Source organism: Pseudomonas sp. P4_D7 (assembly GCF_056401755.1).
This window is the reverse complement of the sequence record NZ_JBFUIR010000021.1, coordinates 30306-53024: the sequence shown is the minus strand read 5'-3', so window position 1 is coordinate 53024 and position 22719 is coordinate 30306. Positions and strand designations below refer to the sequence as shown.

17 protein-coding genes are annotated in these 22719 nt (G+C 59.1%); 9 read left to right on the top strand and 8 right to left on the bottom strand.

Annotated elements, in window-relative coordinates:
* Positions 1-59 precede the first annotated feature (59 nt).
* Positions 60-1282 (top strand): IS3 family transposase gene (locus AC1DVF_RS15580; RefSeq protein ID WP_477782730.1). Its coding sequence is split into 2 segments (ribosomal slippage): positions 60-411 and positions 411-1282, totalling 1224 coding nucleotides; the frame shifts between segments, so codons are not numbered across the junction.
* Between the two features lie 165 nt (positions 1283-1447).
* Here the strand turns inward: AC1DVF_RS15580 and queF are convergent.
* Both queF and copI read right to left on the bottom strand, forming a co-directional pair.
* Entirely contained in the window at positions 1448-2278 is an 831-nt protein-coding gene (queF, locus tag AC1DVF_RS15575) for an NADPH-dependent 7-cyano-7-deazaguanine reductase QueF (RefSeq protein WP_460091617.1), read from the bottom strand.
* A 61-nt stretch (positions 2279-2339) separates the two neighbouring features.
* Positions 2340-2873: a copper-resistant cuproprotein CopI gene (gene copI / locus AC1DVF_RS15570; protein ID WP_186624457.1), complete on the bottom strand. Its 534-nt coding sequence runs from the start codon at positions 2871-2873 to the stop codon at positions 2340-2342.
* Between the two features lie 154 nt (positions 2874-3027).
* Here copI and AC1DVF_RS15565 point away from each other — a divergent pair, with 154 nt between their 5' ends.
* The gene (locus AC1DVF_RS15565; RefSeq protein WP_116256588.1) at positions 3028-3708 is read left to right on the top strand and encodes a heavy metal response regulator transcription factor; all 681 of its coding nucleotides are present in this window, start codon (positions 3028-3030) and stop codon (positions 3706-3708) included.
* Positions 3708-5057 (top strand): heavy metal sensor histidine kinase, encoded by a 1350-nt coding sequence (locus AC1DVF_RS15560; RefSeq protein ID WP_477782729.1) that lies wholly within the window; start codon positions 3708-3710, stop codon positions 5055-5057. Before AC1DVF_RS15565 ends, AC1DVF_RS15560 begins: the two co-directional genes overlap by 1 nt.
* Positions 5058-5165: 108 nt before the next feature.
* On the opposite strand, the gene AC1DVF_RS15555 is transcribed toward AC1DVF_RS15560, so the two are convergent.
* The 3 genes from AC1DVF_RS15555 to AC1DVF_RS15545 all read right to left on the bottom strand — a co-directional run bounded on the left by AC1DVF_RS15555 (position 5166) and on the right by AC1DVF_RS15545 (position 8415).
* Entirely contained in the window at positions 5166-6410 is a 1245-nt protein-coding gene (locus AC1DVF_RS15555; RefSeq protein ID WP_477782728.1) for a lipoprotein-releasing ABC transporter permease subunit, read from the bottom strand.
* A 63-nt stretch (positions 6411-6473) separates the two neighbouring features.
* Positions 6474-7172 carry a lipoprotein-releasing ABC transporter ATP-binding protein LolD gene (gene lolD / locus AC1DVF_RS15550; protein WP_007910506.1) on the bottom strand — a complete coding sequence of 233 codons (699 nt, stop codon included), beginning with the start codon at positions 7170-7172 and terminating at the stop codon, positions 6474-6476.
* Entirely contained in the window at positions 7165-8415 is a 1251-nt protein-coding gene (locus AC1DVF_RS15545) for a lipoprotein-releasing ABC transporter permease subunit (RefSeq protein WP_034156426.1), read from the bottom strand. The genes lolD and AC1DVF_RS15545 overlap by 8 nt, the downstream gene beginning before the upstream one ends.
* Before the next feature lie 94 nt (positions 8416-8509).
* Between AC1DVF_RS15545 and AC1DVF_RS15540 the strand changes: the two genes are divergently transcribed.
* A complete protein-coding gene (locus AC1DVF_RS15540) occupies positions 8510-9091 on the top strand; it encodes a PilZ domain-containing protein (RefSeq protein WP_477782727.1) in 582 nt (193 codons plus the stop codon).
* A gap of 14 nt (positions 9092-9105) precedes the next feature.
* The gene (locus tag AC1DVF_RS15535) at positions 9106-9828 is read left to right on the top strand and encodes a glycerophosphodiester phosphodiesterase (RefSeq protein ID WP_007910500.1); all 723 of its coding nucleotides are present in this window, start codon (positions 9106-9108) and stop codon (positions 9826-9828) included.
* 42 nt (positions 9829-9870) lie between these two features.
* Here AC1DVF_RS15535 and sthA read toward each other — a convergent pair whose 3' ends face one another.
* The gene (sthA, locus tag AC1DVF_RS15530; RefSeq protein ID WP_064117858.1) at positions 9871-11265 is read right to left on the bottom strand and encodes a Si-specific NAD(P)(+) transhydrogenase; all 1395 of its coding nucleotides are present in this window, start codon (positions 11263-11265) and stop codon (positions 9871-9873) included.
* A gap of 197 nt (positions 11266-11462) precedes the next feature.
* On the bottom strand, positions 11463-12479 hold the full coding sequence (locus tag AC1DVF_RS15525) for an FAD:protein FMN transferase (protein ID WP_477782726.1): 1017 nt from the start codon (positions 12477-12479) through the stop codon (positions 11463-11465).
* A gap of 90 nt (positions 12480-12569) precedes the next feature.
* Between AC1DVF_RS15525 and tcuC the strand changes: the two genes are divergently transcribed.
* The gene (gene tcuC, locus AC1DVF_RS15520; protein ID WP_016986740.1) at positions 12570-13871 is read left to right on the top strand and encodes an MFS transporter; all 1302 of its coding nucleotides are present in this window, start codon (positions 12570-12572) and stop codon (positions 13869-13871) included.
* 170 nt (positions 13872-14041) lie between these two features.
* Here tcuC and AC1DVF_RS15515 read toward each other — a convergent pair whose 3' ends face one another.
* A complete protein-coding gene (locus tag AC1DVF_RS15515; protein ID WP_477782725.1) occupies positions 14042-15505 on the bottom strand; it encodes a glyceraldehyde-3-phosphate dehydrogenase in 1464 nt (487 codons plus the stop codon).
* A 354-nt stretch (positions 15506-15859) separates the two neighbouring features.
* Between AC1DVF_RS15515 and mfd the strand changes: the two genes are divergently transcribed.
* From mfd to AC1DVF_RS15500, 3 genes are read left to right on the top strand one after another with little or no spacing between them, the layout of a single operon-like run.
* A complete protein-coding gene (gene mfd, locus AC1DVF_RS15510) occupies positions 15860-19309 on the top strand; it encodes a transcription-repair coupling factor (RefSeq protein ID WP_460091623.1) in 3450 nt (1149 codons plus the stop codon).
* 10 nt (positions 19310-19319) lie between these two features.
* Positions 19320-19886: a CsiV family protein gene (locus AC1DVF_RS15505; protein ID WP_093433687.1), complete on the top strand. Its 567-nt coding sequence runs from the start codon at positions 19320-19322 to the stop codon at positions 19884-19886.
* An 11-nt stretch (positions 19887-19897) separates the two neighbouring features.
* Positions 19898-22588, top strand: coding sequence for an SNF2-related protein (locus AC1DVF_RS15500; RefSeq protein ID WP_477782724.1), 2691 nt, complete (start codon positions 19898-19900; stop codon positions 22586-22588).
* Positions 22589-22719: the final 131 nt, after the last annotated feature.

Genomic DNA, 22719 nt, shown 5'->3' with positions numbered 1-22719 from the left:
TTCCGGTGTCTCGTCCTGAATAAGGTTTACACCTTCTGGCTTCTTATCAGGAGGGTGCAATGGAGACGGGCGAAAAGCGCAGTCAGCGCGATTACACGCTGACTTTTAAATTGTCGGTTGTCGATCAGGTCGAAAAAGGCGAGTTGAGTTATAAAGAGGCTCAACGGCGCTATGGGATTCAAGGCCGGTCGACGGTTCTGGTTTGGTTACGCAAGCATGGTCGGCAGGATTGGAGCCAAGGCGCCTCCATTCGCTCTCAGAGGACTCGACCGATGGACGAGCCAACTTTGCCGCTAACGCCTGAGCAGAGAATCAAAGAGCTTGAAGAACAATTGGCGCTGGCCAATCAGAAAGCCAAGTTTTTTGAAGACGTGGTCGATGTTCTGAAGAATGACTATGGCGTATCCGTTGTAAAAAAGCGGCCAGGCAAGTCGTTGCGCAAACCCAAACCCTGAGTGTCAGCAGGGCTTGCCAGTTTATGGGAATAAGTCGCCAAGCCTATTACAAGCGAGATCGGGCCTACCGATCCAGGCTTGAGCAAGACCAGAAGCTCGTCAAGTTTGTGCATGAGATCCGCTTACGTCAGCCCTGCATCGGTACTCGTAAGTTACATTCGATGATGCATGCCAAACGCGAGAGACAAGAACTGCATGTTGGAAGGGATCGTCTATTCGATGTTTTGCGCGATCATCGCCAACTGGTACGAAGAAAACGGGCCTATCACAAGACGACTRACAGCCATCATCGCTTTCGCTGCCATCCCAACCTCCTGAAACCTGGCCCGCAACAAGTGATTGCGACCGGCCCAGAACAGGTCTGGGTAGCAGATATCACCTACATCCCCACCCGAGAAGGATCTGTTTACTTAAGTTTGGTGACCGATGCCTACTCGAGAAAAATTGTCGGCTTTCACGTGCATGACAGCCTGCACGCCAAATCCGTGGCTCAAGCCTTCCGAAAGGCGCTAAAAGAGCGCCGAACAAGCCAACGACTGGTGCATCACTCGGATCGCGGCGCACAGTACTGCTCTGATCTCTACCAGAAGCTGCACGCCAAACATGGCGTCATTTGCTCAATGACCGATGGCTACGATTGCTACCAAAACGCTCTCGCAGAGCGGGTTAACGGCATTCTGAAAACAGAGCTGCTGCTCTACAGGCCAGAAAATCTAGAACAGGCTGAACAGATGGTGCGGGAGGCTATTACGATCTACAACCAAGAGCGGCCGCACCTTTCCTTAAAATACAAAACGCCCGATGCGGTGCATCGGGCGTTGGGGTGAATAGGTGTAAACCTATTTCAGGACTAGACACGGACTTGAAACACACTTCCCTGTGGGAGCGAGCTTGCTCGCGAATGCGGTGAGTCATTCAACGATGATGTCGACTGACACGACGCCTTCGCGAGCAAGCTCGCTCCCTCATGGGATATCGCACATTCTGGATCTTTATTGACGTACGAGCCGGTGGTTCGGCAGCTGTACGCTTTCGGTGCTGCGATACGGATTGATATCCAGACCACCACGACGCACGTAACGTGCAAATACCGTTAATTTCTCGGGTTTCAACAAGCGCTGCAGATCGAGGAAAATCCGCTCCACACACTGCTCATGGAAGTCCGAATGCTGGCGGAAGCTGACGATGTATTCCAGCAGACTCGCATGATCCAGTGCCGAGCCACGATATTCCACCACCACCGTGCCCCAGTCCGGCTGACTGGTCACCGGGCAATTGGATTTGAGCAGGTGGCTATAGACCGTCTCTTCAACAATCCGCGAATCATCGCAGCGCAGCAATTCCGGGCGCGGATGCTCATAGTTGCTGACGCTGATATCCAGATCATCAATGCACACGCCGGGCAATGCCACGACGCCTTCCGCTTCAACGTCCTTCAGGCTGCGGACCCGAACGCCCACCGGTTTACCGGCGGCGGCCGACAAATCCTTGACCAGCGTCGCCTCCAGGCTCGCAACGTCGGCAAACGCCGTCTGGTTCAGCGAGTTCAGGTACAACTTGAACGACTTCGACTCAATGATATTCGGCGAATCCGCCGGAATGCTGAACTCGCCGATCGCCACCACCGGCTTGCCCGACGGCAGCAGCCACGACAGCTCGAAGCAGTTCCAGAAATCCACACCTTTATACGGCAGGGTTTCGGCGGTCAGGCCCAGTTCGGCCCATTTCGCGGTGCGCGGAATCGGGAACAGCAGGGACGGCGTGTATGTGGCGATGTATTCGCTGGATTTGCCCAGCGGCGAATGTTCGGCTGCGGGATGCATGGCGGAAACCTGACTGAAGAATCAGCGGATTCTACCAGTCTTTGCCCGCGCCTTTGAGTGCTTACTGACTGACCGTCAGTTTGCCGACCATGCCCGCCTGATAATGCCCGGGAATATTGCAGGCGAATTCCAGGCTCGTGGCCTTGCTGAAGGTCCAGGTCAGCTCGGCAGTTTTGCCCGGCTCGACCAACACGCTATTGGGGTCATCGTGCTTCATGCCGTGGCCCATCGCTGCGTGATCCATGCCAGCCATATCGTGGGACATTTCCTTCATACCGGTAGGCGTAAGCATGCCGCTTTGCTGCATCTGCAACATTTCCTGCTGGTGTTTGGCGTGCATCGCTGCGTCACCGAGGTTGAATTCGTGCAACAACTGGCCTTTATTCACCAGCACAAAACGAACGGTCTCACCGGCCTTGATCTGAATCGCCTTGGGGTCGAACGACATGTCGTTCAACACCACTTCAATGCTGCGCGTGGCGTTGGCGGCAGGTGCTGGCTGGCCAAAATCGTAGGTGTGAGCTGGCGCGGCCCACACTGGCGAACTCAGCGCCAACAGACAGGCAGCCAACGTCAGGGATTGGCGTAAAAACATGGTCGTTCTCCAACAAGATAAGGTTCAGCCTGTGGGAAACTCTAGCCGGCCTGCGCTGGCATCTACCTGACAGGCAGATTACAACTTTGTCAGGTTGGCGCTTACCGCACGCGCTCACGATATAAAGCCTTAGTTACTACAACCCGAGTTGCCCATGAAACTGTTGATCGTCGAAGACCAAGCGAAAACCGGCCAATACCTGCGCCAGGGCCTGACCGAGGCCGGGTTCAATACGGAGCTGGTGGCCGATGGCAACAGCGGTCAGCAACTGGCACTGAGCGGTGATTATGCGCTGCTGATCCTCGACGTGATGCTGCCGGGCCGCAACGGCTGGCAGATTCTGCAAGCGGTGCGCAGCGCCGGGCTGGATACGCCGGTACTTTTTCTGACGGCCAAAGACGCCGTGGAAGACAGGGTGCATGGCCTGGAACTGGGCGCCGACGACTATCTGGTCAAACCGTTCGCCTTCTCCGAACTTCTGGCGCGGGTGCGCAGCCTGTTGCGTCGCGGCAGTGCTACACCGCAAGAAACCAGCCTGCAATTGGCCGATCTGCGTCTGGACCTGATTCGCCGTCGGGTCGAACGCAGTGGCCAACGCATTGATCTCACCGCCAAGGAATTCGCGCTATTGGAAATGCTTCTGCGTCGTCAGGGTGAGGTGCTGCCGAAATCGCTGATCGCCTCACAGGTCTGGGACATGAATTTCGACAGCGACACCAATGTCATCGAAGTGGCGATCCGCCGTTTGCGTCTGAAAATCGATGACGAATTCCCCAACAAACTGATCCACACCGTGCGCGGCATGGGTTACGTGCTCGAAGAGCGTGGCGCCTGATGCGTCGTTTGTCCCTGAGTTCACGCCTGGCCCTGTTGTTTGCCGCCTGCACGGCAGTGGTTTCGCTGTTCGCCGGGGTGTTGTTCAACCGTGCCAGCGAAGCGCACTTCATTGAACTCGACCAGCAACAACTGGACGGCAAACTGATCGGCCTGCGCCGCGCCTTGCAGGATCTTCAACCCGGCCAACGTGAAGCACGGCTGGCGGATGAGCTGAGTCGCCAGGCTGATCTATCGATGCGCATCACTGGCGGCGACGGCCAACGCTGGTACGACAGTTCGACGCAAATCCCCAAGGATTTACCGCAACAATCCGGCCTGTCGACAGTTAGCAACGACGGCAGCGACTATCGCGTACTCAACGCCCCGCTCTACCCGGACAAAGCCGATTCACCGCAATTGTCCTTGTTGCTGGACATCACCCATCACCAACACTTCCTGCAACGCATGCAGCACCTGATTTGGCTGACCGTCGGTCTCTCGGCGCTGGCCACTGCCTTGCTCGGCGCCTGGGCGGCCCGCAGCGGCTTGCGTCCATTGCGGCGCATGAGCGCGGTCGCCCGTGGGATTTCCGCCCAATCGCTGAATGCCCGACTGCCGGAAGCGCAAATGCCGCCCGAGCTTGCGGAAATGGCCCACAGCTTCAACGCCATGCTCGCACGCCTCGACGACTCGTTTCAGCGGCTTTCGGCGTTTTCCGCCGACATCGCTCATGAGTTGCGCACGCCATTGTCGAACCTGCTAACCCACACTCAAGTCACCCTCACCCGCCCTCGGCCGATCGAGGATTACCGCGAAGTACTGCACAGCAACCTCGAAGAGCTGCAATGGATGGCGCAACTGGTCAACGACATGTTGTACCTGGCCAAGGCTGACCACGGTTTGCTGATGCCCAAGCGCGAAGCGCTGGAACTGGCGGATGAAACGGATGTGCTTTTGGAGTTTTTTGCGCCGCTGGCGGAGGACGCCGGGGTCAAGCTGACGCGCGAGGGCCGTGCGCGGATCGAGGGTGATCGCAGCATGTTACGCCGGGCGCTGTCGAATTTGCTGGATAACGCACTGCGGTTTACCCCGGCTGAGGGCTATGTGAGCTTGCGGATCGTTGAGCAACCGAACGCTGTGCGCGTTTCAATAGAGAACAGTGGCGAGGGGATTTCTGCGGAGCTGCTGCCACGCTTGTTCGACCGGTTTTATCGGGCCGATCCGGCGCGGCAGGAAGGCAGCAGTGAGCATGCGGGATTGGGGCTGGCGATTACTCAGTCGATCGTCCGCGCCCATGGTGGGCAGATTCATTGCGAATCTGAAGCAGGATGGACGCGGTTTGTGATTGAGTTGCCCAAGGGAGATTGAGGCCAGCAGTTCCGGCCCCTTCGCGAGCAAGCTCGCTCCCACATTGGATCTGCGTCGTTCACAAATCCCCTGTGGGAGCGAGCCTGCTCGCGAAAGCGGCCTGTCTGCTTACGAATATCTCAGGGCGTGAGCCGGCTCGATCTTCGCCGCCCGCCAGGCCGGATACACCGTAGCCAGAAAGCTCAGAATAAAGCCCGCCGAGCAGATCAACAGCACGTCCCCACCCTGCAATTCCGACGGCAAATTGCTGACGAAATACACATCCGAACTGAAGATATGCTGCCCGCTGACTCGCTCGATCCAGCCCACGATCTGACTGACATTCAGCGCGGCGATCACGCCCAGCACGCCGCCAATAATGGTGCCGACAATACCGATCACGGTGCCCTGGACCATGAAGATCGCCATGATCTGCCGTGGCGTGGCACCGATGGTGCGCAGGATCGCGATGTCCGCGCCCTTGTCGTTCACCACCATGATCAGGGTCGCAATGATGTTGAACGCCGCCACCGCGACGATCATCAGCAACAGCAGGCCGATCATGGTTTTTTCCATCTTCATCGCACTGAACAGGCTGCCCTGGGTGTGGGTCCAGTCGTCAGCCTTGAACTCGGCGCCCAAGCCGGCGGCGATGTCCGAAGAGACTTTCGGCGCGGCGTACAGGTCTTTCACCGCCAGACGCACGCTCTGCACCTGATTCGGCTGCCAATGCTGCATGGTCGCGGCGTCAGCCACATGGATCAGGCCCATCGAGCCGTCCAGTTCGGCGCCAACCTTGAACACGCCAACAACGTTCAAACGCTGCATGCGCGGGGTGATGCCACCCGGCGCAGTGCTGACTTCCGGGACGATCAGGGTGATCTTGTCGCCAACATTGAGACGGAAACGGCGGGCGGTGATTTCGCCAATCACCACGCCGAACTCGCCGGGTTTCAAGGCACCCAGACGCCCCTGGACGATGTGCTGGGCAACAATCGACACCTTGCCTTCCTGCGCAGGATCGACGCCGCTGATCTGGATCGGCTGCATCAAGCCCTTGTAGGAGAGCATGCCTTCCATCTCAGTGAACGGCACGGCGGCAGTCACTTCAGGATTTTTCATCGCGGCGGCGGCCACCGGCTGCCAGTCATCGATCGGCTTGACGCCAACGATGGTCGCGTGGGGCACCATGCCGAGGATGCGCGAGCTCATTTCGCGCTGGAAGCCATTCATCACCGACAACACCACGATCATCGCCAGCACGCCGAGGGCGAGGCCGATCATCGAGGTCATCGAAATGAACGAAACAAAGCGATTGCGGCGCTTGGCGCGGGTATAGCGCGTGCCGATAAAGATCGATAACGGTCTGAACATTCGCTGGGGCACCGTATAAAAATAAAAGACCCGACGCCTTTACAGACGTCGGGTTTCAGCCAGTCAGATAGGCGTGAGGCAACCTTCTTGCAGGTGCAGTACGCGATCCATCTGGCGGGCCAGGTTCATGTCGTGAGTCACCACCAGGAACGCCGTGCGCATGGAGGTGCTGAGTTCCAGCATCAAATCCTGAATGCCTTGGGCGGTGTGGGAGTCGAGGTTGCCGGTTGGCTCGTCGAGCATCACCAGGCCCGGCTTGTTCACCAGGGCGCGGGCGATGGCCACACGCTGACGTTCACCGCCGGACAGTTCCGCCGGTTTGTGCTCCAGGCGATGACCGAGGCCGACGCGCTCCAGCAACGCCGTGGCGCGCTGACGCGCTTCCGGGATCGGCGTCTTGCCGATCAGCAGCGGCATGCAGACGTTTTCCAGTGCGGTGAATTCCGGCAGCAAGTGGTGGAACTGGTAAACGAAACCGAGCGCACGGTTACGCAGCAGGCCACGCTTCTTCTCGCTCAGCGCCGACAGTTCTTCACCGTCGAGCCAGACGCTGCCCTTGGTCGGCGTATCGAGGCCGCCGAGCAGGTTGAGCAAGGTACTTTTGCCCGAACCCGAGGTGCCGACGATCGCGACGCGCTCGCCCGGGTGTAACTCCAGTTGCAGGCCGGCCAGTACTTCTACCGATTCCGGGCCTTCCTCGTAAGATTTGCCCAGGTTGCGGCAGCTCAGGATTGCTTGTTCACTCATGCCCGACTCACTCATAACGTAGCGCCTCCGCCGGCTGGGTGCGCGCGGCACGCCAGGCTGGATACAGGGTGGCGAGGAAACTCAGGACCAACGCAGCGGCGCAGACCATGACCACATCCTGGCTCTGCACCTGCGACGGAAGATAATCAATGAAATACACGTCAGCATTAAGGAATTTGTGGCCGATCAGGCCTTCCAGTGCCGAGATCGCCGCGCTGACATTAAGCGCGGCGAAAATACCGACCACCGCGCCAATCGCCGTGCCGACCACACCGATCACCGTGCCCTGCACCATAAACGTGCGCATGATCGTGCCCGGCGTCGCGCCCAACGTACGCAGAATGGCGATGTCGCCCTTCTTGTCGTTGACCACCATCACCAGCGTGGAAATGATGTTGAACGCAGCGACGGCGACGATCAGCAACAACAGCAGGCCGATCATGGCTTTTTCCATACGGATCGCCTGATACAGATTGCCGTGGGTGCGGGTCCAGTCGCGGGCGTAGTAATGGTCTTCGCCAAGCTGCTGGGCGATGTTCCATGCCACACGCGGCGCCTGGAACAGGTCGTCGAACTTCAGGCGAATGCCCTGCACCTGATCCGGTTTCCAGCGGTGCATCTTCGCCAGATCCTGCAGGTTGGTCACGCCCAGATAGCCATCGAGTTCGCCAGCGCCGACATGGAAAATGCCGACCACGGTGAAGCGCTTCATGCGCGGGAACATCCCGGCCGGGGTCACGCTGACCTCCGGCGCGACAAAGGTGACCTTGTCACCGATGCCGACGCCGAGCTTGGTCGCAGCCTTGTCGCCGATGACGATGCCGAAACTGCCCGGCGTCAGATCGTCGAGTTTGCCCTGTTTCATGAAGTTGTCGATGATCGACACATTGCGCTCGAGCGCAGGGTCGATGGCGTTGAGCAACACCTTGGACACCTGACCGTTATTGGTCAGCAGGCCCTGCATCTGCGTAAACGGCGCTACCGCCGTCACCTGCGGGTTCTGTTTGACCTGGGTGGCCAGGCTTTGCCAATCGTTGATCGGCTCGGTGGATTCAATGGTCGCGTGGGGCACCATGCCCAGCACGCGGGTGCGCATCTCATGATCGAAACCATTCATCACCGACAACACGACGATCATCACGACCACGCCAAGGGCGAGCCCGATCATCGAAGTCAGGGAAATGAATGACACAAAATGATTGCGACGCTTTGCACGGGTATAACGCGTGCCGATAAATACGAAGAGAGGTCTGAACATGTCGGGGCTTGTTCGGAGGGAAAAGGAACGTCCTTGTGGCGGGGGTCGATAACCAGCTTTACACTCAGACCACCGCCGCTACCATGGGTTCGCCATGTCGACATTAGATGAAGAAGATCGCCGCGAATACTACCGTATCGAGGACACGATCGCACTGGAAATTCGGCCCCTGTCTGCTCCCGAAGCCGCAGGCCAGGAAGTGTTGCAGGATGCTTCCCCACTGTTCAACCTGCTCAGCGAACTGCACCTGAGTGAATTCGAGTCGCAACACCTGTTGCGGCAGATCAGCGAGCGCGACCGGGCCATCGCCGCGTTCCTGAAATCCCAGAACAAGCGCATCGACCTGCTCAGCCAGGTGGTCGCCCTGACCGTGCTCGGCCATATCGGCGAGCCGCAACCGGTGATCATCTCCGAGGGCGGAATCGACTTTCAGCACCCGAAACCGATTGCCACCGGTGCACACCTGTCAGTGAAACTGGTGCTGATGCCGCAAGCGCTGGGCCTGTTGCTGCGTGCCCGCGTCACCCATTGCGACCGCAAGGGCGAAGGTTATGACATCGGTACCGAGTTCGAACACCTGACCGATGCCCAGCGCCAGTTGCTCGCCCGCTATATCTTGCAGAAGCAGGCCCAGGAACGACGTCTGGCCCGCGAACAGAACGAATCAGGCATTTAATTTAAGGAAGAACCGTGACCCTCATCTACGGCCACCGCGGCGCCAAGGGCGAAGCACCGGAAAACACCCTGAGCAGCTTTCAGGAATGTCTCAAGCACGGCGTGCGCCGTTGCGAACTCGATCTGCACCTGTCCAAGGACGGCGAGTTGATGGTCATCCACGACCCGACCCTCAAACGCACCACTGAGCGGCGCGGCAAAGTCGTCGAACACACCGCCGCCGAGCTGGTCACTTACGACGCGCGCAAGGGTGGCCCGGGCTGGATCAAGCCGTGCCCGATTCCGACCCTGGAAGAGTTGTTCGAGAAGTGTGATTTCGAGCATTGGCAACTGGAGGTCAAAAGCGCTTCACGTACTCGCGCCGCAACCACGGTGCTGGCGATTCGTGAAATGGCGCAACGGCATGGCCTGCTCGACAAGGTGACGATCACCTCGAGTTCGCGGGAAGTGCTGAAAGCGGCGCTGGATCTGGTGCCGGATGTGTCACGCGGATTGGTCGCCGAATACGCCTGGCTCGACCCATTGAAAGTCGCGGCCAGCTATGGCTGTGAGATTCTCGCGTTGAACTGGACGTTGTGTACGCCGGAACGCCTGCAGAAGGCGCAGCGTCAGGGGCTGCATGTGTCGGTGTGGACCGTCAACGAGCCTGCGCTGATGCGCAGACTCGCCGACTTCGGCGTTGACAGCCTGATTACAGACTTTCCCGGTTTGGCCACTGCCACCCTCGAGAATTGCTGAAATCGGTCTCCCCGGCCGGCTCAGGCCACCGGCCGGAGCCCGTCAAAAAAGCCGGTTGAGGCCATCGTACGCCGCTACCCGATAGGCTTCGGCCATGGTCGGGTAGTTGAACGTGGTATTGACGAAGTACTTCAGGGTATTCAGTTCGCCCGGCTGGCTCATGATCGCCTGACCGATGTGGACGATCTCCGACGCCTGATAACCGAAGCAGTGAACGCCCAGCACTTCCAGGGTTTCACGGTGGAACAGGATCTTCAGCATGCCTTGCGGCTCGCCGGCGATCTGCGCACGCGCCATGCTCTTGAAGAACGCCTTACCTACTTCGTACGGCACTTTGGCCTGGGTCAGTTCCTGTTCGTTCTTGCCGATCGAGCTGATCTCCGGAATGGTGTAAATGCCGGTCGGCACGTCATTCACAAAGCGCCAGCTACCGTTATCGACGATGCTGCCAGCAGCCGAACGACCCTGGTCGTGAGCGGCACTGGCCAGGCTCGGCCAGCCGATCACGTCACCGGCACCGTAGATGTTCGGTACGCAGGTGCGGTAAGCCTCGTCGACCTCGATCTGGCCACGGCTATTGACCTTGACGCCGATGTTTTCCAGGCCCAACTGGTCGGTGTTACCGGTCCGGCCGTTGCACCAGAGCAAGGCATCGGCCTTGATCTTCTTGCCGGACTTGAGGTGCAGGATCACGCCGTTGTCGACGCCTTCAACGCGATCGTAATCTTCGTTGTGGCGCACGGTGATGTTGTTGTTGCTGAAGTGGTAGCTCAACGCCTGGGAGATTTCCGAGTCGAGGAAGCTCAGCAACTGACCACGGTTATCAACCAGCTCGACCAGTACACCCAGACCACTGAAGATCGACGCGTATTCACAACCGATCACGCCGGCGCCGTAAACGATCAGTTTGCGCGGGGTGTGGCCGAGGCTGAGGATGGTGTCGCTATCGTAGATACGCGGGTGGTGGAAATCGATGTCCGCCGGGCGATACGGGCGCGAACCGGTGGCGATGATGATGTGCTTGGCCACCAGTTTCTCGACCACGCCGTTGGCGCAGACCACTTCGATGGTTTGCTCATCGGCGAAGCTGCCGGTGCCGAAGAACACGTCGACGCGGTTACGGGCGTAGTAGCCGGTGCGTGAAGCGACTTGTTTGGAAATAACCTTTTCAGCGCTTTTCAACACGTCCGGGAAGGAGAACCAGCGTGGTTCGCCGATCGCCCGGAACATCGGGTTAGTGTTGAACTGCATGATCTGCCGCACCGAGTGACGCAGTGCCTTGGACGGGATGGTGCCGAGGTGGGTGCAGTTGCCGCCGACCTGGCGACGGCTGTCGACCATCGCGACCTTGCGCCCTGCTTTGGCGGCGTTCATTGCCGCGCCTTCTCCCGCCGGGCCGGAACCCAGCACCACCACGTCGTAGTTGTAGACAGCCATGCGTACTCCTCAGAACAGGCCGCGGTGCCAGCAGCACCGGCGGCTAAATCACGCCGAACGGCGGCGCGAAGGAACAATTGGGGGTCAATCAAGAACCCGGACACAGTCTATAGAAGCGTCAACGCCGCGCACATTAACCCTTGGTCGCGTCGTAGGCTACTTTTGCCTGCACTACAACGCCAGCTTTCGTATTGTTCTCAGTCAGTTTTCTTGCCAGTGAGGCGCTCGAAAGCCGTATTGGTACGAACGACAAAACCTGTATCGGCACGAATCACAAAGAATGCACCAATGTCATGTTTTTCCGCATAGTCCCACGCCCTTTCCGGGCCAAGAATCAGCAACAGCGTCGATAGGCCATCGGCCATCAGCGCTGAAGGATGAATCACCGTGACGGACGCCAGGTCGTGTAGGACCGGTGCGCCGGTGCGCGCATCAAAGGTGTGGGAATAACGCCGGCCGTTCTGCAGGAAATAGTTGCGGTAGTCGCCGGAGGTGGAAACGCCGTAGCCGTCGACATCGATAATGCGCTCGGTCACCTGTTGATCGTCACGAGGCTCTTCCAGCGCGATGCGCCACGATGAGCCGTCAAGCTTTCGCCCCTTTGCCTTTAGCTCACCCGTGGCTTCAGCGAGGTAATCGTGGATGCCCATGGCATCGAGCCGTGCCGCGATGGTGTCGACGGCATAACCGGCGGCGATGCTGTTGAAATCGACCTCGACGGCGGCGTCCTTGCACAACTGATCGCCATTGATGCGCAAGTGCTGATAACCGACGCGCGACATCACCTCGGCGAGTGCGGCGGCGCCAGGGACTTTCTCTTCGCGCCCCTGCGGGCCGAATCCCCAGAGATTCATCAGCGGTTCGACAGTCAGGTCGTAGGAGCCTTCGCTTTGCGCTGACAGTTGTTCGCCTGTGCGGACCAGTTCAAGTACCGCTGCAGGCATTTTCTGACAGCTGTTGGCGGGCAAAGCGTTGAAGCGCTCGATGTCCGAATCGTTGCGATAGGTGGATAGCTGCCGATCGACTTCGCCGAGGATCCCCTCCACTTCACCGCGAACTTGCTTCGGCTCGGGCAAGCCGGCGCGGCGCACATACTTGATTGAATACGTGCTGCCCATGGTCGGCCCACCAAAGCCTTCCATGGAGTCGCCATTGCCGCAGCCAGCCAATAAGCCAGCCAGAATCACAAGCCCCAGCAACCGTCCAGTGAACAATTATTCATCTCTCCGTAAAACCGCGACGGCCATTATGAATTAAAGGATCTGCAACATCTTTATACAAAATCCAATAGTGAGTACCTGAACATGTCCTCCACCACGGGCAAAGGCAAAGCGATTTTTCGCGTTGTCAGCGGCAACTTCCTCGAAATGTTCGATTTCATGGTCTACGGCTTTTACGCCACAGCCATTGCCAAGACCTTCTTCCCCACCGACAGCGCCTTCGCTTCGCTGATGCTTTCACTGGCAACCTTTGGTGCCGGCTTCCTGATGCGACCGCTCGGGGCGATTTTCCTCGGCGCCTATATCGACCGCCATGGCCGTCGCCAAGGGCTGATCATCACGCTGGCGTTGATGGCTGCCGGTACGGTGCTGATTGCCTGTGTGCCAGGCTACGCGACCCTCGGCGTTGCCGCGCCACTGATCGTGCTGTTCGGTCGTTTGCTGCAAGGCTTTTCCGCTGGCGTAGAACTGGGCGGCGTATCTGTCTATCTGGCAGAGATCGCCACCCCGGGCCGCAAGGGCTTCTTTGTCAGTTGGCAATCCGCCAGTCAGCAAGCGGCAGTGGTTTTCGCCGGCCTGCTCGGGGTCGGCCTCAATCACTGGCTGAGCCCGGAACAAATGGGCGACTGGGGCTGGCGCGTGCCGTTCCTGATCGGCTGCATGATTGTGCCGGTAATCTTCGTCATTCGCCGCTCGCTGGAGGAGACGCCGGAGTTCCAGGCCAGAAAACACCGCCCTACCCTGCGGGAAATCGTCCGCTCGATCGGTCAGAACTTCGGCATCGTCATCGCCGGCATGGCGCTGGTGGTGATGACCACGGTTTCTTTTTACCTGATCACCGCCTACACCCCGACGTTCGGCAAGGCTGAGCTGCACCTGTCGGACTTCGATGCGTTGCTTGTAACGGTATGCATCGGCCTGTCGAACTTCTTCTGGTTGCCGGTGATGGGCTCGGTGTCTGACAAGATCGGCCGTAAACCCTTACTGCTGGCGGCGACGATTCTGGCGATCCTGACCGCCTACCCGGCGCTGTCGTGGCTGGTGGCGAACCCGAGCTTCAGCCATTTGCTGATTGTCGAGTTGTGGCTGTCGTTCCTCTACGGTTCGTACAACGGCGCGATGGTGGTGGCGCTGACCGAGATCATGCCGGTGGAGGTGCGCACGACCGGTTTCTCGCTGGCTTACAGCCTGGCAACCGCGACGTTCGGCGGGTTTACCCCGGCGGCGTGTACGTATCTGATTCATGTGCTGGATAACAAGGCTGCGCCGGGGATCTGGCTCAGTGGTGCGGCGGTGTTGGGATTGATTGCAACGCTGGTGTTGTTCCGCGGCAATAAGCATGAACTGCGCACCGCGCAAGCGGCCATACCCGGCGGCGCTCGATAGAACGCTTTCGCGAGCAGGCTCGCTCCTACACTGGATCTGTGTCGTTCACAAATCCCCATGTGGGAGCGAGCCTGCTCGCGAAGAGGCCGCTACTGACAACACAGCTCTAAACGGCACACAAACAAAAACGCCCCGACCTAAGTCGGGGCGCTTTCATTTGCAACGAGTGCTTAGCGCGGGAACGCTGGCGGGTTTACACCGGCCATGTCTTCCATCACGCGAACCACCTGGCAGCTGTAGCCGAACTCGTTGTCGTACCAGACGTACAGAACAACGCGGTTGTCCTGAACGATGGTCGCTTCAGCGTCGACCACACCGGCGTGGCGCGAGCCCACGAAGTCAGTCGAAACCACTTCCTGCGAGTTGACGAAGTCGATTTGCTTGTGCAGATCGGAGTGCAGCGCCATGTAGCGCAGGTACTCGTTCATCTCTTCACGGGTAGCGGCTTTCTCAAGGTTGAGGTTGAGAATGGCCATCGACACGTTTGGCGTCGGAACGCGGATCGCGTTACCGGTCAGCTTGCCGGCCAGCTCAGGCAGGGCCTTGGCAGCAGCGGTGGCAGCACCGGTCTCGGTGATCACCATGTTCAGCGCGGCGCTACGGCCACGGCGATCGCCCTTGTGGAAGTTGTCGATCAGGTTCTGGTCGTTGGTGTACGAGTGAACGGTTTCGACGTGACCGTTGATGATGCCGAACTTGTCATTCACAGCTTTCAGCACCGGCACGATGGCGTTGGTGGTGCAGGAAGCGGCGGACACGATCTTGTCGTCAGCGGTGATTTCGTTGTGGTTGATGCCGTGAACGATGTTCTTCAGCTTGCCTTTGCCAGGCGCGGTCAGAACAACGCGGGCGACACCCGGGCAGGCCAGGTGCTGACCGAGGCCATCGGCGTCACGCCATACACCGGTGTTGTCCACCAGCAGCGCGTCTTTGATGCCGTACTGGGTGTAATCCACCTCGGTCGGGTTCTTCGCGTAGATCACCTGGATCAGGTTACCGTTGGCGGTGATGGTGTTGTTTTCTTCGTCGATGGTAATGGTGCCGTTGAACGAACCATGGACCGAATCGCGACGCAGCAGGCTGGCGCGCTTGGTCAGGTCGTTGTCGGCGCCTTTGCGCACGACGATGGCACGCAGACGCAGACCGTCGCCACCACCGGTTTTCTCGATCAGGATGCGCGCCAGCAAACGGCCGATACGACCGAAGCCGTACAGCACAACGTCGGTGCCTTTACGTGCGGAAGCGTTTTGCTGGCCAACCACGTCAGCCATTTCTTCACGAACGAATTGCTCGGCGCTGCGGCCATTGCCTTCGTTACGGAATTTGAACGCCAACTTGCCCAGATCTACCGAAGCCGCGCCGAGCTTGAGCTCGCTCATGGCCTTGAGCAGTGGGAATGTTTCGTGGACGGAGAGTTCGCTGTCGTCGGAAGAACGGTGGCGCGCAAAGCGGTGAGCTTTGAGAATCGCGATGACAGACTGGTTGATCAGGCTGCGGCCATAGATCGAGCTCACCACGTTGTTATTGCGGTAGAGCTGACCGATAAGCGGAATCATCGCTTCTGCGAGTGCTTCACGGTCGATCCATTCACCAAGACACTGGTCGGGCTTCTGAGTCACGGTAACCTTCCACATGTAGGGGCAGAAAAAAGGGGCTACATTATGCCGCCGACAACCTCATTCAGCAATGCGCGCTTGTCGCGAAATCGGTAACAAAATCCCGTTCAAAAAAATTACGCCTCGCGCCAGCCCAGTAAAACCGGGGCTTTCAGCGCAGTCAATTTTTCGACGACTGTTAGACGATGTCTGTAACCCTCCGTAACACCAGCCACTTTCGGCACTACATAATCGCTAAAAAACCGCTGGTTTTTATGGTTACCACTACATTTCGCGCAAACATCGAAGATAGACGTAGTCTGCAACTGACAGGCGGCACCGGACGCCGCTACAATTACCGACTTTGTCGCAAAGCCTGGAGCTCAACCTTCCGTGCCCGTTCTGCGTCTACCGCTACTCCCTGCCGAGGCAGGTAAACAGCATTGGGGCAATCTGCCCGGTGCTGCCCTCAGTCTCGCGATTGCCGAGGCTGCCAGCGCTGCCAAGCGCTTCACCCTGCTACTGACCGCCGACAGCCAGAGTGCTGAACGACTGGAACAGGAGCTGAGTTTCTTCGCCCCGGATTTGCCCGTTCTGCATTTCCCTGACTGGGAAACCCTGCCGTACGACCTGTTCTCGCCGCACCAGGACATCATTTCCCAGCGCATCGCCAGCTTGTATAGGCTGCCAGAGCTGGCGCATGGCGTGCTGGTGGTGCCGATCACCACAGCGTTGCACCGGTTGGCGCCGACCAAGTTCCTGCTCGGCAGCAGCCTGGTGCTGGATGTCGGCCAGAAGCTCGATGTTGAACAGATGCGTGCGCGGCTCGAAGCCAGTGGCTATCGCTACGTAGACACGGTTTATGAGCACGGCGAGTTCACCGTTCGCGGCGCACTGATCGATCTATTCCCGATGGGCAGCAAACTGCCCTATCGCATCGACCTGTTCGACGACGAAATCGAAACCCTGCGTACCTTCGACCCGGAAAACCAGCGCTCCATCGACAAGGTCGATTCGGTCAAGCTGCTGCCGGCCCGTGAGTTTCCACTGCAGAAAGACGCAGTCACCCGCTTCAAGGCGCGTTTCCGCGAGCGTTTCGACGTCGACTTCCGTCGCTGCCCGATCTTTCAGGATCTGAGCAGCGGCATCACCCCGGCCGGGATCGAGTATTACCTGCCGCTGTTTTTCGACGAAACCTCGACGCTGTTCGATTACCTGCCGCAAGACACGCAAGTGTTCTCGCTGCCCGGCATCGAACAAGCTGCGGAGAATTTCTGGAACGACGTGCGCAATCGTTATGAAGAGCGCCGCGTCGACCCTTCGCGTCCTTTATTGCCGCCGGCAGAATTGTTCCTGCCGGTGGAAGACTGTTTCGCCCGTTTGAAGAGCTGGCCACGTGTGATCGCCAGTCAACAAGACGTGGAAACCGGCGTCGGCCGCGAGCGCTTCCCCGCGCAAGCACTGCCGAATCTGGCAATCGAGGCCAAAGCCACGCAACCGCTGGCGGCGCTGTCGGCGTTCCTCGATGAGTTCCCCGGTCGCGTGCTGTTCACCGCCGAATCCGCGGGCCGTCGTGAAGTCCTGCTGGAGTTGCTTGAGCGCCTGAAGCTGCGACCGAAAAATGTCGACAGCTGGCCTGATTTCGTCGCGAGCAAGGATCGTCTGGCGATCACCATTGCCCCGCTCGACGAAGGCCTGATGCTGGATGAGCCGGCGCTGGCACTCGTCGCGGAAAGTCCGCTGTTCGGTCAGCGTGTGATGCAACGTCGTCGCCGCGAGAAACGCAGCGACGTCAGCAATGACGCGGTGATCAAGAACCTCACCGAGCTGCGCGAAGGCGCGCCGGTGGTGCACATCGATCACGGTGTCGGCCGCTATCTGGGCCTGACGATTCTGGAAATCGACAATCAGGCGGCCGAATTCCTCACCCTCGAATACGCCGAGAACGCCAAGCTTTACGTGCCCGTAGCCAACCTGCATTTGATCGCGCGTTACACCGGTAGCGACGATGCGCTGGCCCCGCTGCACCGCCTTGGTTCGGAAACCTGGCAGAAGGCCAAGCGCAAAGCCGCCGAACAGGTGCGCGATGTTGCCGCTGAACTGCTCGATATTTACGCCCGGCGTGCCGCTCGCGAAGGTTATGCATTCGCCGACCCGAAAGCCGATTACGCGACGTTCAGCGCCGGGTTCCCGTTCGAAGAAACCCCGGACCAGCAATCGACCATCGAAGCCGTGCGCGAAGACATGCTCGCGCCGAAACCGATGGATCGCCTGGTCTGCGGCGACGTCGGTTTCGGCAAGACCGAAGTGGCCATGCGTGCGGCATTCATCGCCGTGCACGGCGGTCGTCAGGTGGCGATTCTGGTGCCGACCACCCTGCTCGCCCAGCAGCACTACAACAGCTTCCGCGACCGCTTCGCCGACTGGCCCGTGACAGTAGAAGTAATGAGCCGCTTCAAATCGGCCAAGGAAGTGAACGCGGCGATCGCCGATCTGGCTGAAGGCAAAATCGACATCGTCATTGGCACGCACAAGCTGCTGTCCGACGATGTAAAAATCAAAAACCTCGGGCTGGTGATCATCGACGAAGAACACCGTTTCGGTGTCCGTCAGAAAGAACAGCTCAAGGCCCTGCGCAGCGAAGTCGACATTCTTACCCTGACCGCCACGCCGATTCCGCGCACGCTGAACATGGCGGTGTCGGGCATGCGCGACCTGTCGATCATCGCTACGCCGCCAGCGCGACGCCTGTCGGTGCGCACCTTCGTCATGGAGCAGAACAAGAGCACGGTCAAAGAGGCCCTGCTCCGTGAACTGCTGCGCGGCGGCCAGGTTTACTACCTGCACAACGATGTGAAAACCATCGAGAAGTGCGCCGCCGATCTCGCCGAACTGGTGCCGGAAGCCCGCATCGGCATTGGTCACGGACAGATGCGCGAGCGCGAACTCGAACAGGTGATGAGCGACTTCTATCACAAGCGCTTCAACGTGCTGATCGCCTCAACCATCATCGAGACCGGCATCGATGTGCCGAGCGCCAACACCATCATCATCGAGCGCGCCGACAAGTTCGGCCTGGCACAACTGCACCAGTTGCGTGGTCGTGTCGGCCGTAGTCACCACCAGGCTTACGCCTACCTGCTGACACCGCCGCGCCAGCAAATCACCTCGGACGCGGAAAAGCGTCTGGAAGCGATCGCCAACACTCAGGATCTCGGTGCCGGTTTCGTCCTGGCGACCAACGACCTGGAAATCCGTGGCGCCGGCGAACTGCTCGGCGATGGCCAGAGCGGGCAGATTCAGGCCGTGGGCTTCACGCTGTATATGGAGATGCTCGAACGCGCGGTGAAATCGATCCGTAAGGGCGAACAACCGAACCTCGATCAGCCGCTGGGCGGTGGCCCGGAAGTCAACTTGCGAGTGCCAGCGCTGATTCCGGAAGACTACCTGCCGGATGTTCACGCGCGTCTGATTCTGTACAAACGCATCGCTTCGGCCACCGACGAGGAAGGCCTCAAGGATCTGCAAGTCGAGATGATCGACCGTTTCGGCTTGTTGCCGGAACCGACGAAGAATCTGGTGCGCATCACGGCGTTGAAATTGCAGGCTGAGCAACTGGGTATCAAGAAGGTCGATGGCGGGCCGCAAGGTGGGCGCATCGAGTTCGAAGCGCAGACGCCGGTCGACCCGATGACGCTGATCAAGCTGATCCAGAGCCAGCCAAAACGCTACAAATTCGAAGGCGCGACGATGTTCAAATTCCAGGTACCGATGGAACGTCCGGAAGAGCGCTTTAATACTGTAGAGGCGCTGTTTGAGCGCCTCCTCCCGAAATCTGTTTGAAGGACGCCCAATGCGCCTGTTCCGCTCAGTGACTTTGCTACTTGCTTTGGTAGCCCCTTCGGCTTTCGCCGATGACCTGTATCAGGTCGAAATGATTCTGGTGCGCCAGAACGCCGTACCGGCAATCGTCAGCCGCGCCGCGCCGGAAGACTGGGCCGCTGGGGCCCAGCGTTTGAGCGACGACAGCAAACGCACACCGGCGTTGAACGACGTTGTCAGCAAACTCACCGCCAGCGGCGACTACAGCGTGCTGATGCACAAGGCCTGGCAGCAAACCCTTGGCGAAGCACCGGCAAAAGTGGCGGTCAGCGACGGTCAGGAGCAGTTCGGTCAATTCCCGATCGAGGGCACGCTGGAAATGAAACTGGGGCGTTTCACCGATGTGAACGCCGATTTCTGGGTCAATCAGATCGACGCCAATGGCCTGGTCACCGCCAGCGAGCGCCTGAAGCAGGACAGCCACACCAAAAATGGCCAACTCAACTACCTGGACAACGGCCATCTGGCCTTGCTGATCAAGATCACTTCCCTGACCGCGCCAGCGCCACGGGAAGCGCCTGAAGCGATTCCGGACTGATCGAAGTCCTTATGTCCCCGCCCCTGAGTAAACCGTTGGCACCCTCCTGGGTCAGCCGATTCAAGGAACAGAGCCTGGAGCGTGGCCGCCGCTATGCCCTGGAAAACCGGGTACGCATCGCCCAGGTCGGCGATGCGACCATCACCGCCAGTTGCGAAGGCTCTGGCGGTAACGTTTACCGCCAGACCATCCAGCTGCGCGAATCCGCCAAAAACACCTTGCTGCTGGTCGATGCCAGCTGCACGTGCCCGGTTCGCAGCAACTGCAAACACTGCGCAGCGGTGCTGCTGAAAGTGCAGGAAACCCTCGATTACCCGGCCGCCGCCAAAGACGCCGAACTCTTGGAAAAGCTGCAAGCCGTGCTGGAAAATCGCAGCCCGAAGGCGCCACCGCAAGTGCTGGTCGACAATGTGCAGCCACTGCCACGCCTATGGCTGGCCAGTGTCGAGTTCAGTGCCTTCGAACCGCGCAACGGCAAGATGCAGCGCTACATTCAGCATCGCGCGGCGCTTTCGTTCAGCTACCTTGACGAGTACGTCAGCGGGCAGAAGAACAGCGATATCCTGATTCGCCAGGAAAGCCAGACGCTGCGCGTCAAACGCCATCCGGATATCGAGCAGTCGTACCGCGAACAGTTGCGCATCCTCGGCTTTCGCATCGCCACCCGCCAGAGCAAAGCCCTGCCGGAAAGCGCCGGTGAGCTGTACGAGATGGTCAATGACAGCGCCTGGCTGACGTTCACCCTCAACGACCTGCCGAAACTGCGCAGCCAAGGCTGGGAATTGCAGATCGATGAGGAATTCGGCTTCGATCTGACCGCTGTGGATGACTGGTACGCCACCGTCGAGCAGGTGCCGGAACGCGATTGGTTTGATCTGGAACTGGGGATCATCGTCAATGGTGAGCGCCTGAGTCTGTTGCCTATCTTGCTCAATCTGATGCGCTCGCACGCGGAAATCCTCAATCCGGAACGCCTGGCGCGCCGTCGCGATGACGAGCTGATTCTGGTCAACATCCCGCAACGCACCAGCGAGCATGGGCCGCTGCAAGTGGCTTTGCCGTTGGGCCGGTTGAAGCCGGTATTGATGACGCTCGGCGAGTTCTATTTGCAAGAGCCGGGCGAAACCACCCTGCGCCTGAGCAAGGCCGACGCCACCCGCCTGAATTCGCTGGAAGGCCTTCCGCTGCTGTGGGAGGGCGGCGAGCAGATCCGCACGTTTGCCCAACGCCTGCGCGATATTCGTGATTTCAGCGCAGAGGCGCCTGAAGGCTTGAATGCGACGTTGCGGCCTTATCAGCTCGAAGGCTTAAGCTGGATGCAATCGCTGCGGCAACTGGAAGTCGGCGGGATTCTTGCGGATGACATGGGCCTGGGTAAAACCCTACAGACCCTGGCGCATATTCTCAGCGAGAAAAACGCCGGACGTCTCGATCGCCCGTGCATGGTGGTGATGCCGACCAGCCTGATTCCGAACTGGCTCGATGAGGCGGCGCACTTTACCCCGCAACTGAAAGTGGTTGCCCTGTATGGCGCCACTCGCAAAAAGCATTTCGATAATCTGGCCGACTTCGACCTGATCCTCACCACCTACGCCCTGCTGCCGAAAGACGTCGAACGTCTGACCAAACAGCCGCTGCATGTGCTGGTGCTGGATGAAGCGCAGTACATCAAGAATCCGAACAGCAAAGCCGCTCAAGCCGCGCGCGAGCTGAATGCGCGTCAGCGCCTGTGCCTCAGCGGTACGCCGCTGGAAAATCACTTGGGCGAGCTGTGGTCGCTGTTTCACTTCCTGCTGCCCGGCTGGCTCGGCGACGTAAAAAGCTTCAACGCCGATTACCGCGTGCCGATTGAAAAGCGCGGCAGTGAAGTCAGGCTTCAGCACCTCAACGGTCGGATAAAACCGTTCTTGCTGCGCCGCACCAAGGAACAAGTGGCGACCGAGTTGCCGCCGAAAACCGAGATCATCCATTGGGTCGATCTCAACGAAGCGCAGCGCGATGTATATGAAACCATGCGTCTGGCGATGGACAAGAAGGTCCGCGACGAGATCACCCGCAAAGGCGTGGCGCGCAGCCAGATCATCATTCTTGAGGCGCTGCTCAAGCTGCGTCAGGTTTGCTGCGATCTGCGCCTGGTCAACGACGTCACCCCGCCCGCTCGCGGCAGCACGTCAGGCAAACTCGACAGTTTGATGGAAATGCTCGAGGAGTTGTTCGAGGAAGGCCGGCGGATTCTGCTGTTTTCGCAGTTCACTTCGATGCTGTCGTTGATCGAGGAAGAGCTGAAAAAACGTAACGTGTCCTATGCGCTACTGACCGGCCAGACCCGGGATCGGCGCACGCCGGTGAAGGAATTCCAGAGCGGCAAGCGTCAGATCTTTCTGATCAGCCTGAAGGCCGGCGGCGTCGGTTTAAACCTGACCGAGGCCGACACGGTGATTCATTACGACCCGTGGTGGAACCCGGCCACCGAGAATCAGGCGACGGATCGCGCCTATCGGATCGGCCAGGAGAAACCGGTGTTCGTCTACAAGATGATTGCCCGGGGCACCGTGGAAGAGAAGATTCAGCACCTGCAAAAGGAAAAATCCGACTTGGCAGCGGGCGTGCTGGATGGGCGCAAGGCTGGGGACTGGAAGTTGCAGAGTGATGATATCGAGGCGTTGTTTGCGCCGTTGCCGGATAAGTCCGACAAGCGTTGATATCTGCGTCGCCTGTTAGATAGCTTTCGCGAGCAGGCTCRCTCCCACACTGGATCGGTGGCATTCACCAATCCAGTGTTCACAGGGATCTTGTGAATCACACAAATCTAATGTGGGAGCGAGCCTGCTCG